Raw genomic sequence first — 13,469 nt, forward strand, 5'->3', positions numbered from 1 at the left:
GGCGCCCCGGACATCCGGGGCGCCCTTCGCCGTCGTAACCCTTTCGGGGGGTCAGTCCGCCGTGTGCTGGCGGCGGACCGACAGGAGGTCCTCCAGCTGTTCCTCGCGGGCCTGCGCGGCCACGAACAGCAGCTCGTCGCCCGCCTCCAGGGAGTCCTCCCGGGACGGCGTGAGCACCCGGGTGCCGCGGATGATCGTGACCAGCGAGGTGTCCTCGGGCCACTCCACGTCACCGACCTGCGTGCCGGCCAGCGCCGACTCCTCAGGCAGGGTCAGCTCCACCAGGTTCGCGTCCCCGTGGCTGAAGCGCAGCAGGCGGACCAGGTCGCCGACGCTGACCGCCTCCTCGACCAGGGCCGACATCAGACGCGGGGTGGAGACGGCCACGTCCACGCCCCACGCCTCGTTGAACAGCCACTCGTTCTTCGGGTTGTTCACGCGGGCGACGACCCGCGGGACGCCGTACTCCGTCTTCGCCAGCAGGGAGACGACCAGGTTGACCTTGTCGTCGCCGGTCGCGGCGATCACGACGTTGCAGCGCTGGAGCGCGGCCTCGTCGAGGGAGGTGATCTCGCAGGCGTCGGCGAGCAGCCACTCGGCCCGCGGGACGCGTTCGACCGAGATGGCGGTCGGAGCCTTGTCGATGAGAAGGACCTCGTGGCCGTTCTCCAGCAGTTCGCCCGCGATCGAGCGGCCGACCGCACCGGCGCCGGCAATGGCGACCCTCATCAGTGACCGCTCTCCTCTTCGGGACCCTGGGCGAACGCCGCCTCGACCTTGTCGACCTCGTCGGTGCGCATCATGGCGTGCACCAGGTCGCCCTCCTGCAGCACGGTCTGCGAGCTGGGCAGGATCGCCTCGCCGAGCCGGGTCACGAACGCCACCCGGACGCCCGTCTCCTCCTGCAGCCTGCTGATCTTGTGCCCGACCCAGGCCGTGGAGGTGTGCACCTCGGCGAGCTGCACGCCGCCGGTGGGGTCGCGCCACAGGGGCTCCGCCCCGGAGGGCAGCAGCCGGCGCAGCATCTGGTCAGCGGTCCAGCGGACGGTGGCCACGGTGGGGATGCCCAGACGCTGGTAGACCTCGGCCCGCCGGGGGTCGTAGATGCGGGCCGCGACGTTCTCGATGCCGAACATCTCGCGGGCCACGCGCGCCGCGATGATGTTCGAGTTGTCACCGCTGGACACCGCGGCGAAGGCGCCGGCCTCCTCGATGCCCGCCTCGCGCAGGGTGTCCTGGTCGAAGCCGACGCCGGTGACGCGACGGCCCCCGAACCCGGAGCCCAGTCGTCGGAAGGCGGTGGGGTCGTGGTCGACGACGGCGACCGTGTGCCCCTGTTGCTCCAGGGTCTGGGCAAGAGCGGAACCCACTCTTCCGCAGCCCATGATGACGATGTGCACGACCGTCCTTCCGATGTCAATAGTTACTGCTCAGCCACATCAGGGTCTCAGACCGACGCCCAAGCTACACACGCGCGGTAGGACGGCGGCACCCCTGTGCACGGTTGCCGCGGCGGCGGTGCGATCGAGGGTGGCTGGTGCCGGGACCGATGCCGCGACCGGTTCGGGGACCGATCCCGGGATCGCGGTCGGTACGGGGACCGATTCCGGGATCGCGGCGGCGGTCGGTGACGGCCGGCGCGGGACCGGCCACGGCCAGCGGCCGCCGTCAGCGGCGGCTGATGCTGCGGACGCTGACAAGAGTCAGGATTCCGAGGCCGACGAGGGCGGCTGCGGCGCCGATGAGCTCTGCGGTCGTGTGCATGGAACCTCCGGAGGCGGCAACGGCCGGGAAAGCGGGCGGGTTTTGTCATATAGGCATGACCGTCGGGCACCCTGCGGAATCCGCAGCCGGGCCGCCCCCGATTTCACTCGGAGGGCAGAGGGAGGGCCTACGGAGAGCGGACCGGGGGCAGTCGGAGGACGGATGTGGGGTGGCGGGTGGGCGGCCGCCCGTTCGAACGCATACGATCCTCTGTTGTGTCCAAACTGACCGACGTGCCCAAACGGATTCTGATCGGGCGCGCACTGCGCAGTGATCGGCTCGGGGAAACGCTCCTGCCGAAGCGCATCGCACTCCCCGTCTTCGCCTCCGACCCGCTGTCCTCCGTGGCGTACGCCCCCGGAGAGGTGCTGCTGGTCCTGTCCATCGCGGGCGTGTCGGCCTACCACTTCAGCCCGTGGATCGCCCTGGCGGTCGTCGTGCTGATGTTCACGGTGGTCGCCTCCTACCGCCAGAACGTCCACGCCTACCCCAGCGGCGGCGGCGACTACGAGGTGGCGACCACCAACCTCGGCCCCCGGGCGGGCCTCACGGTCGCCAGCGCCCTGCTCGTCGACTACGTGCTCACCGTGGCCGTCTCCATCGCCTCCGGCATCGAGAACCTCGGCTCCGCGATCCCCTTCGTGGTCGAGCACAAGGTGCCGTGCGCCATCGCGGTGATCGTGCTGCTCACGCTGATGAACCTGCGCGGGGTCAAGGAGTCCGGCTCGCTGTTCGCGGTGCCGACGTACGTCTTCGTCGCCGGCGTCTTCATCATGATCGCCTGGGGCGCGTTCCGTGGGCTGGTCCTCGGCGACGCCATGCGGGCGCCGACCGCGTCGTACGAGATCAAGGCCGAGCACCAGGGCCTGGCCGGTTTCGCCCTGGTGTTCCTGCTGCTGCGCGCCTTCTCCTCCGGCTGTGCCGCGCTCACCGGCGTCGAGGCGATCTCCAACGGTGTCCCGGCCTTCCGCAAGCCCAAGTCGAAGAACGCGGCGAGCACCCTTGCGGCGATGGGCCTGCTCGCCGTCTCCATGTTCTGCGGCATCATCGCGCTGGCCATGACGACCAAGGTCCGGATGGCCGAGAACCCCGCCACCGACCTGATCCACAACGGTGTCGCGGTGGGCGCCGACTACGTTCAGAACCCGGTGATCTCGCAGGTCGCCGAGGCCGTCTTCGGCAAGGACAGCTTCCTGTTCATCGTGCTGGCGGCGGCCACCGCGCTGGTGCTGTTCCTGGCCGCGAACACCGCGTACAACGGCTTCCCGCTGCTCGGCTCGATCCTCGCCCAGGACCGCTACCTCCCGCGCCAGCTGCACACCCGCGGCGACCGCCTCGCCTTCTCCAACGGCATCGTGCTGCTCGCCGGCGCGGCCGGACTCCTGGTGTGGATCTACGGCGCCGACTCGACCCGCCTGATCCAGCTCTACATCGTCGGCGTGTTCGTGTCGTTCACGCTCAGCCAGACCGGCATGGTCCGCCACTGGAACCGCCACCTGGCGGCCGAGAAGGACCAGGCCAAGCGCACCCACATGGTCCGCTCGCGCGCGATCAACGCCTTCGGTGCCTTCTTCACCGGCCTGGTGCTGGTCGTCGTCCTGGTCACCAAGTTCACGCACGGCGCCTGGGTGGCGCTGCTGGGCATGTGCATCTTCTACGCGACGATGACGGCGATCCGTAAGCACTACGACCGGGTGTCCGAGGAACTCGTCGCCCCCGAGGGCCCGAGCGACGACACCCTCCGGCCCTCCCGCGTCCACTCGGTCGTGCTGATCTCCAAGATCCACCGCCCGGCGCTGCGTGCCCTCGCCTACGCCAAGCTGATGCGCTCGGACTCGCTGGAGGCGCTCAGCGTCAACGTCGACCCGGTGGAGACCAAGGCGCTGCGCGAGGAGTGGGAGCGGCGCGGGATCACCGTCCCGCTGAAGGTCCTCGACTCGCCGTACCGCGAGATCACGCGGCCGATCATCGAGTACGTCAAGGGGCTGCGCAAGGAGTCGCCGCGGGACGTGGTGTCCGTGATCATCCCCGAGTACGTGGTCGGTCACTGGTACGAGCACCTGCTGCACAACCAGAGCGCGCTCCGGCTCAAGGGACGGCTGCTGTTCACGCCGGGCGTCATGGTGACCTCGGTGCCCTACCAGCTCCAGTCCTCCGAGGCCGCCAGGAAGCGGGCCCGCAAGCGGCAGGAGTGGAACGCGCCCGGCGCGGTGCGGCGGGGGCCCGCCCACGACCGGCACAAGGAGTCCTCCAACACGAAGCAGTGAGCGCGGCGGCCGGCGCGTGGAACCGCGCGTGGCGGCCGGTGCGTAGAACTGAGCGTGGCGGCCGGTGCGTAGAACTGAGCGCCGTGCCCGGCGCGTAGACTGGAGGGCTGTTGTCCGCCCGTACCCCTTTCGATGTTGTGGAGTCACCCCGCCATGCAGGCAGAACCGAAGAAGTCGCAGGCGGAATCCCTGGTCGGCGAGGAGTACGAGGTCGAGGTCGGCCCCGTCGCCCACGGCGGGCACTGCATCGCCCGTACGGCCGAGGGCCAGGTGCTGTTCGTCCGGCACACGCTGCCGGGTGAGCGCGTCGTCGCCCGGGTGACCGAGGGCGAGGAAGGCGCCCGGTTCCTGCGGGCGGACGCCGTGGAGATCCTGGACGCCTCGAAGGACCGCATCCCGGCGCCCTGCCCGTACGCCGGTCCCGGCCGCTGCGGAGGCTGCGACTGGCAGCACGCCAAGCCGGGCGCCCAGCGCCGGCTCAAGGGCGAGGTCGTCGCCGAGCAGCTCCAGCGGCTCGCCGGCCTCACACCCGAGGAGGCCGGCTGGGACGGCACGGTGCTGCCCGCCGAGGGCGACAAGCTGCCGGCCGGCGAGGTCCCGCAGTGGCGGACCCGCATGCAGTACGCCGTGGACGTGGACGGCAACGCCGGGCTGCGCCGCCACCGCTCGCACGAGGTCGAGCCGATCGAGCACTGCATGATCGCCGCCCCCGGAGTCAGCGAGCTGGGCATCGAGGACCGCGACTGGTCCGGCATGGAGTCCGTGGACGCGATCGCCGCGACCGGCTCCCAGGACCGCATGGTGATCCTGGAGCCCCGCCCCGGCGCCCGCCTGCCCCTCGTGGAACTCGACCGGCCCGTCTCGGTCATGCGCGTCGAGGAGCACGACGGCGGCATCCACCGCGTCCACGGCCGCGCCTTCGTCCGCGAGCGCGCCGACGGCCGCACCCACCGCGTCGGCAGCGGCGGCTTCTGGCAGGTCCACCCGAAGGCCGCGGACACCCTGGTCACGGCCGTCATGCAGGGCCTGCTCCCGCGCAAGGGCGAGTCGGCGCTCGACCTGTACTGCGGCGTCGGCCTCTTCGCCGGCGCACTCGCCGACCGCCTCGGCGACAAGGGCGCGGTGCTCGGCATCGAGTCCGGCAAGCGCGCGGTGGAGGACGCCCGGCACAACCTCGCCGACTTCGACCGCGTCCGCATCGAACAGGGCAAGGTCGAGTCCGTCCTGCCGCGCACCGGCATCAGCGAGGTCGACCTCATCGTCCTCGACCCGCCCCGCGCGGGCGCCGGCAAGAAGACGGTGGAGCACCTGTCGTCGCTGGGAGCGCGGAGGATCGCGTACGTGGCGTGCGACCCGGCCGCCCTGGCCCGCGACCTCGGGTACTTCCGGGACGGCGGATACCGGGTGCGGACGCTGCGGGCGTTCGATCTGTTCCCGATGACGCACCATGTGGAGTGCGTGGCAATCCTTGAGCCGGTTGCGAAGGGCTCTTGACCTGCGGTTTTGCGCGTGCGCATTATGTGCGGTGTGGGCGTTACGGGCGATATCTTGACGCTGAAATGACGCTCGTGACGCTCATTTGACGCTCGTTCTGATGGGGTGTCAGGTGGCATGCTGAGCAGGTCGGACCCTGCCAAGTGGCGAGTGCCGACGGGGTGCCGAGGGTGGGCGACGCTGAGTGAAAAGCGGTTGCTTGCTGCTGATCGGATGTGATCAATCACGCCTCGTTGACTTGTGCAGATGGCTTCTTGTCTGATCCGTGCTCGTCCTCGTCAGTGGAGTTGAAGGCCCAGAAGAGTCCCAGGGAACTCCCACTGCCGATGCCCGCTGTTTCTGCTTTATCCAGGGCGAGGGGCTGCGGGCCGCGCATCGGTGGTCCAACAGTTGGGGATCTGCCCGTAATCTCGGGGATATTCTGTGCCCCTCTCGTTGGTCGCCTCGACCGGTGCAGTGTTAAGGGGGAGCAGGGTGGGTGCGCCGGAGTCGAATGCCGGAGACGATTTCCACTTCTGGTGGGCGGCGAGCCGGGCGCTGAAACTGGTCGAGCCGGGCACCATTCTCCGGCGTGTCACACTCGAAGGTCTTGCCCACGTCGATGATCCAGACGACGAGTACGAGACGGTGGACGTTGCCGAGTACCTGGGGGGCGACGATGCCGCTTCGGCAGACGCTCTTGTCCTGTCGCAGCTGAAGTACAGCTCGCGTCACCCGGACACCGAATGGACAACGGCAAGGCTCTGTAAGAAGAGCGTGCGGTACCGCGCCAACGGCACTACGACGCCAGCACGATCCGTCATCGCGGATCTGGCGGCTGCCTATCGACGGCTTGTGGACGAACATGGGGTTGATGTCGCGTCCAAGGCCCGTATCGCGTTGGTCAGCAACCAGTCGGCCGCGCCCGAGCTGGTCTCCTCTGTAGCAGCTGTGACGGCGTGGGTTGCAGACCAAGGGCAGGCGGTCCAAACCCGGGCTCTTCTCGCTGCGCTCCCTGCCGAGCAGGCTGCGACTGCCCGGTCTCTGTCTGAGGCGGTAGGCGCCCGGCTGAGCAGCCAGCAGTTCTGCGCGTTCATGGGCGCCCTTGATCTGTCACAGACGGGCGCCATGGACAGGGCTGCACTGGCCCGCGCGGTTCAGTCTGGAGCGGCTGAGCTGACACCGGGCAAGGGCCACGACTCGGCCCTGAAGCTGTTCCACCTCGTCCGTGCGCAGGCACTGCCAGACAGCAACCGCAAGGGAGTGGCGGCAAGCGACGTCCTTGCGGAACTAGGGGCTCCCGAACTGCTGGATCTGTACCCGGCACCTGCTCGGTTCACGGAAGTTGCCGATCCGCTCCCCGCGCCCGGTGCCCGTTCCATCGCAGACGCCGTCATGAGGCATCCGGGACGACTCGTGGTGGCTCACGGACATGCCGGGGCTGGGAAGACCACGGCGATCCGCCAGATGAACGACCACCTGCCGGTGGGATCCCAGGTTGTCCACTTCGACTGCTACGGCGGCGGAGACTACTTGAGTGCAGGTGAAGAGCGGCACACGCCGGAGCGATTCGTCACCCAAGTGGTCAACGAACTGGCGCAGTTGTGCGGAACTCCACTGCTCATTCCGGTCTCGCAGCGGCAGGAGGACCTTTGGCGGCGGCTCCGCCGCACGCTCGACGGAGCTGTCGCCGGCCTCCCGCGGAACGCCGTGGTGGTCTTGGCCGTCGACGCTGCTGACAACGCCGCGACAGCGGCTCGGGAATGCGGAAATCGCTCCTTTCTGTCAGAGCTGGTCCGCCTAGCACTACCCCAGCGAGTCGCCGTGGTGCTCACCGCCCGCAGCCATCGGGTCGGTTCGCTGGGGGCCACGACGGCGGCCGAGGAGGTTCTGCTCGCAGCGTTCGACGCTCCCACGTCTGCGGCACACTTGCGTCGGCACCGGGCGGACGCCTCCGAGGAGGACGCCCACGCTTTCCACGACAGGACTCAAGGGAATCCCAGAGCCCAGTTCTACGTCCTTCAGCAAGCCGCCGAGCATGCCTGGGACATGTCCACGCTACTGGCGAAATCGGAGCGGACCCCCAAGGCGGTCTTCGACGACCTCATCGACTCGGCTCTGCATGTGGGCGGAGCGGACGCCGGTGGTCTACGGTGGCTCGCATTGATGCTGGCGCTTTCCCGCCCGGTGCCGCTTCAGACACTTGCCACCGCTCTCGACGTCGACCTGCCGGCCGTCAGGAACTTCGCAGCGGGGCTCACCCCCGGAGTCCAGGTCGTCGACGACTCGATCCAGTTCCGGGACGAAGACTTCGAAACGCACGTCAGGGACTGCGTGGATCCCTCCGAAGTGATCGCGGCACACAGCCGACTGGCGGATCTGTGTCTCGCCGCGCGGGCGACCGACGTGGACGCCGCAGCGCACGTGGCCGACCATCTGGCAGCGTCAAACCGCCTGGAGGAGCTGCTGCAACTTGTCCTGGAAGAAGCCACTCCTGTCGGCATTGCGGACGGTTTCCGCCGAGAGGAGGTCCAGGGCCGGCGCCTGGACCTGGCTGTGCGAGCCGCAGCACAAACGGCCGACGCGGCAGCCGCCGTACGACTGGCCGTTCGGGGCTGTGACACGGCGTCCCGTTTCGACACGCTGTCGCGCCTGACCGAGTCACATCTGAAGCTGGTCGCCTGCTATACGGACCCGGACCTCCTGCGAGCCCACGTACTGCGCACACCGAGCGGGTTTTGGCTCGCCCCGGTGTTCCTCCAGACGGCTGCGGTGCTGTCCCGTACTCCCGAACGGCACGACGGGGCCCGGGCTGACCTGGAGAGCGCCGGGGGCTGGCTGCGTCGCTGGATGGCTCAGCGGAACGGGGAGGGCAAACACTGGGATGTCACGCCGGACGACGTTGCCGCGGCAGCGGAGGCGTGCTATCGACTTGACGGGGTCAGGGCCGCGCTGAGAGAACTGCGGCGATGGCGCCCCGGTGACCTCGTGTTGGAGGCCGCCGTGGCACTGGCAGAACGCCTCGCGGATGATGTCGATCCTGCCGTCGTACGACGGTTGTTGAAGAGATACCGGGTTCCGGCGGAGGCGCAGGCACGCGTCTTCGCCGCTGTCGTATCGCCTTCCGATGAGCCGGACGCGGAGTGGGTCGACGAAGTACTTGCCGCGTTGCTGTTGGACCTGCCTGCCGAGCCTCTGCCGGTGCAGTCACGAGTGCTCGACGAGGCGCTCCGGCACGGCGACCGTCAGCAGACTGCCGACCTGGCTAAACGCTGGTCCACGGCGCTGCCCAGCGGTATTTCGAACTATGCGGGATCCACGGAGCCAGGCACTGTGCTTCTGCGCTGCCATGCCGCAGACGCAGTGCTCACCGGCAACGACATGGACGTCGCCGCGCTCGTTCCCGCCACACTGCAGTCACGCACCGACGAAACGGGTCGCACCACTGACCCTCGGGCGCGCGAACGCGATGAATGGCTCCAACTCGTGAAGGCCATCGCCGCAGCCGCCGTGCTGGCCGCACGCGCGTCCTTGGGGCAAGCGGACGCCGAAGAGGTCCTCACGTTTTGTGATCGAGGAATCGCTGCACGTATGGAGCGCGCCACACACCGGTGGTTCACGTACGACAGGTCCTATCCGGCCTGGGCAAGCCTAGTGGCCTCCGCCGCCCTGGACACCCAAGTGGCACAGGAGGCCGTCGATCGTCTGGCCGGGGCCGCCGAGGCCATCCGTCGTGACGGTGCGCCTGAACTCTGGATGGAACTGGCGGCCCTTCTCCTGCCACACCCGCATCTCAAGGGCATGGCAGCCGACCTGTGCACGAGGGCGGCCGACTACATCAACAGCAACGACTATCCAGCACGGGAACGCCTTGACCTCCTTGCTCGTTTGGCGGAGCTGGGAGCGAAGGTGGATGTGGATCTGGGAAGACATCTCTTCGACCAGGCTGTGGAAGCAGCGACCGGGGTCAACGACGACGCGGCCCGTCTCCTGGAGGTCCACGTAGACCTCGCCCACCGCGCTGACAACTCCGGTCTTGATCCGGCTGATACCGCCGCGCGTCTCGTCCGAGCCGCGGAACTGATGGCCCCGCACGTGAGTGAAGCCGCCGAGATTCCCTACGCGGAGATCGCCGGCGCGGCGGCTCGCCTGGACCCCTTCACCGGCCTTGCGGCTGCCAGCAGATGGGATGACCAGGACCGCATCGGGCTCTCGTCCACCTTGCCTGCCGCCCTGACCGGTGCAGTTCACAACGGAGAGATCCCTTCGCAGCAGCTTCTCTTCCTGGACCACTTGATCGCCGACGACGGAGGTCGTTGGCTTCTGCAGCTCAACATCGCCAAAAGGCTGGCGGCGAGCGGTGCTACGGAAAGGCAGGAGTGCCGCCGTGTCCTGTTGAGAGCGGCGGAATGGGTGCGGCGTCGTGTTCCCGCACGCGATCAGCCGGCAAGGGCGCGGCACCTTGTCGACGCTGCCGAGCAGATGGGGCACGGGAGCAGCATCCGGCAGGTGCTCGAAGCCGTAATTCGGCTCGGAGACGTACGGGAAGGTTCGGTCATTGGCCAAGCTTCCAGCAGAGACTGGGGCGGTAGTAAGCGTCACGCTCCCGAGGTTCAAGCCTTGCTGTCCGGGGCCACGTCTCGCAGCTGGGTGTCGATGGCAGAGGACGTGCGAACACTGACCGACGCTCGTGTCTACGGCGAAGAACTGCGTGGATTCATTACGGCGGTTCTCCAATACACCCCCTACGGACAGCGCCTGGACGCTCTGACAACTGTCGCGTCGCTGCCGAACCTGGACACGAATGACGCGCTAGCTGTCCTGTCCGACCACGTCCGCCGCTGGAGTTCTACACCAGCGGTAGCGACATGGGCGGCTGCAAGGCTTCCCGACCTGGTTAGTCGACTCTTCACCGAGGTGCTCTGGGGGCATGACACTCAAAGCACGATCGAACAGCTAAGGGTCTTCGGAGACGACTTGGCCATCCGCCACGCCGCTCTGGCCGCCCTGCCGGAGGCACGGCAGGGGCTGCGGGCCTACGGATGGCGGAGCGTCGCAGCCCTCCTTGGACATCTGTGCCCCTCCGCCGATGCCGGCTCGGCCCTTCTGGGGCTCCTCGACGACCGTGTTCCGCCCGACACCGAGGCCGCCGAACGGAAGAGCGCGGCGACGGCCGTTTCCCTGCTGCTATGGAGCACCTTCGGGCACCCTCAGCGGGAACTCCGCTGGCGTGCGGCACATTCCACTCGCGAACTACTGGGCGCCTCCCCTGCTGCTGACGCCGAGTCGCTTGTAGCGGACCTCATGCGACGCTTGGACGACAATGAGCCGGGAACCTTCCGGGACGCGAGCCTGCAGTTCTACAGCTTCTCGGCGATCGCCGCACTTCTTGCGGCACTTGAGCGGGTGGCAGTGGAGCGTCCCAATATTCTTGCGGCGCACTTCCGTGAGTTCATTCGCGTCGCTACTGATCGAGTGTTCCCTCATGCACAGATCCGTGAACTGGCGCGTCGCATTGGCCTGGCGGTTGCGGCAGCAGCCAACGCCGATCCCACGCAGTTCGAGATGCTTCGCCTGGCCAACCAGCCCTCCAGTTGGTTCGTGGACTACGGACGCAGTTACGCGCGACGCGACAGAACCTCCCGCAACGGTCGCTACGACTTCGATTCCATGGACACCATCCCCTATTGGTACGGGCCACTGGCCGAGGTCTTCGACATCGAGGTAGACGTCATCGCCGAGACCGCCGAGGAATTCATCATCGACCGATGGGGTTGGAGCACGGACGATTGGTGGACCGATGTCCGAGAGCTGCGCGACGAGCGCTCCTACGAACGCACCGGTCACAGGCACGGAAGCATTCCTCGCGAGGAAAGTCTCCGGCTCTACATCGAGTATCACGCCATGATGGCCACAGCCGGGCACCTCGCTGATGAAGGCCGTCCGGTCCGTGCCGGAACCCTGGCACATGAACAAGATGACTCCTGGGAGGACTGGCTGCTACCACACCTCCCGGCTCCGACCGGCTGGCTCGCAGACCTCGGGACACCGGTCCCGGCCGATCCGGAGTTCCTTCTGCCCCGGGCGCGGTCCGCCACCTGGGATACTGCAGCGCTCGCTGACTTCGATCGTGCCCTCGGACTAGCCATCGACGACGGGGTAGGCGGTGTATCGGACATGATCCGTGTGGCGGCGAGTGTACGACTCCAGGATTCCGGCACCCTCGAGACGGTGAGCGTGGCTTCGGCCCTTGTGGATCCTCGCCATTCCGCCGACCTGCAGCGCGCCCTCGCCTCGGCCTCCAACCCGACAGACTGGAAGCTGCCCGACGAAGAAGAGGAAGAATTCGAAGTCGACGAAGGTGCCTTTCACCTCAGCGGATGGATCCTGCGTCCTTACGAGCCCACGGAATACCTCGACCGGCACGATGTATATGCCTACGAGCTGCGTCGTGAACCCCCCCTGCCAGGGAAGGCATTCAGGATTCAGAGCCGCACGGCAGTCGACGCCGCCCATCTAACGCTGATGGCGCACGATGGAGGCATCGTGGCGCAGGCTCAGCAATGGGCCGACCCTGACCCGGGACGTGACCCAGAATCTAGCCTCGTCTCATCTGGCTACCGCGTCCACGTCAGGCGGGACACATTGTTGCGGTATCTCGCCGCCACAGGAAAAAGCCTGATCACGGAGGTTCAGATTGCACGGCGCCGAACTGGACAACGACGAGACGGGTACCGGATCCCCGTCAGCCGCATCTATCTCCTCGACGCCACCGGAGACCTCACCGCCAGTGGACTCCGTCGCTGAGCTGGGCGAACGCATCCTGGCCGAGTTCGGCGACGAGCACACCAACAACACCCTGGTCCGGTGGCTCGCACACCACACAGCTCGCCTCGTGACGGAAGCCGATCAGGCCCGTGAGCGGAAAGCGCCGGACGCCGCAGCCCGCGCTGCTGAGGCACGGGACGCGATCCTGCGACTCTGGCACGCCCGGTCCTCGTGGCCCTCCGGATGGCCGCCCCCATACGCGGCGAAGCTGGCTACGACCCTCGATGCGCTACCTGAACCGGGAAACGACAGTTGGTCGCGGCCTACCGTGCCGGCGCGGCTGCACGAGATTCACCACAACGTCTTGGCCATCCTGGTAGACCTGGCGACCGCCGAAGGCCCGGAAGACGAGGCAGAGTGGCTGAACAGATTCGGCCACGATCTCACCGAGCAGGAGTCGGCTGTCTTGCGGTATGCGGCCCACTCGCCAAGAAGAGCAGCAGCCCTCCAGCGGAGAGACGAGGTGGAGACCTCCGCGGACGCCGATGTCGATGTCGACGAACCCGGCACGGCCGCTGTTATCGAAATGCTTGCCGAACTTGCGGAGGCATATCGGAACACCATCACCGACCTCCTGGGGGCGGTTGTAAAGGCCGCCACCTCACCAGATGACGGTGATCAGGAAGAGACCGCTTCCCCGGGAGAGACGCCCGCGTAGGAGGGCCAGCCCGAGCCCTTGAGAGCGTTCTCGGTGGCACGGATGCCGACGGTGCGTCCAAGCCGTAGGTGATGACGCGGGCGTTGGCGCGTTCGGTCACGGCCGTGAAATGGGGGGCGCTGAGGACAGTGAGCCCCTTGGTGGGTAGGGCTTCGGCGATCCCGCCCTTAGCTTGGGCGACCTTGTCCTGCGTGCCGGACTCGGCGATGAGGGCGGTGCCGAAGTCGGGGCTCCGGGTGCAGGAATTCAGAGCAGGCGCTTAGAAGGCGCTTGGCGAGATCACCGGCACACGCCCTCTGACCTGCCACTCTTCGGGCGACGAGCGTGGACGTCCGGCACCTTCGACACGCATTCGGCAGAGGGGCGGATGACGCGTATCGGCTGAGGCCACCCGACCGGGGTATCCGCCTCAACATGCTTGCTCTGACTGCCTACCGCTCGTACCACGGCGCAACGACCGTGTGGGCCTTCGTGGTTGC

General features: G+C 67.7%; 6 protein-coding genes. 4 read left to right on the top strand and 2 right to left on the bottom strand.

Annotated features, from left to right (window positions below):
* Positions 1 to 51: 51 nt before the first annotated feature.
* Together ABZT03_RS34235 and ABZT03_RS34240 are read right to left on the bottom strand one after the other, a co-directional pair.
* A complete protein-coding gene (locus ABZT03_RS34235; protein WP_356046717.1) occupies positions 52 to 729 on the bottom strand; it encodes a TrkA family potassium uptake protein in 678 nt (225 codons plus the stop codon).
* Entirely contained in the window at positions 729 to 1,400 is a 672-nt protein-coding gene (locus tag ABZT03_RS34240; RefSeq protein ID WP_356046718.1) for a TrkA family potassium uptake protein, read from the bottom strand. Before ABZT03_RS34240 ends, ABZT03_RS34235 begins: the two co-directional genes overlap by 1 nt.
* A 579-nt stretch (positions 1,401 to 1,979) precedes the next feature.
* Between ABZT03_RS34240 and ABZT03_RS34245 the strand changes: the two genes are divergently transcribed.
* From ABZT03_RS34245 to ABZT03_RS34260, 4 genes are all read left to right on the top strand, one after another.
* A complete protein-coding gene (locus ABZT03_RS34245; RefSeq protein ID WP_356046719.1) occupies positions 1,980 to 4,031 on the top strand; it encodes an APC family permease in 2,052 nt (683 codons plus the stop codon).
* Positions 4,032 to 4,184: 153 nt separating this feature from the next.
* Positions 4,185 to 5,525 carry a TRAM domain-containing protein gene (locus tag ABZT03_RS34250; RefSeq protein WP_356046720.1) on the top strand — a complete coding sequence of 447 codons (1,341 nt, stop codon included), beginning with the start codon at positions 4,185 to 4,187 and terminating at the stop codon, positions 5,523 to 5,525.
* 474 nt (positions 5,526 to 5,999) lie between these two features.
* Positions 6,000 to 12,311, top strand: coding sequence for an ATP-binding protein (locus ABZT03_RS34255; RefSeq protein ID WP_356046722.1), 6,312 nt, complete (start codon positions 6,000 to 6,002; stop codon positions 12,309 to 12,311).
* Positions 12,295 to 12,990 carry a hypothetical protein gene (locus ABZT03_RS34260; RefSeq protein WP_356046723.1) on the top strand — a complete coding sequence of 232 codons (696 nt, stop codon included), beginning with the start codon at positions 12,295 to 12,297 and terminating at the stop codon, positions 12,988 to 12,990. Before ABZT03_RS34255 ends, ABZT03_RS34260 begins: the two co-directional genes overlap by 17 nt.
* The last annotated feature ends 479 nt before the right edge of the window (positions 12,991 to 13,469 follow it).

It is taken from the genome of Streptomyces sp. NPDC005574 (assembly GCF_040605435.1).
GTDB lineage: Bacteria > Actinomycetota > Actinomycetes > Streptomycetales > Streptomycetaceae > Streptomyces.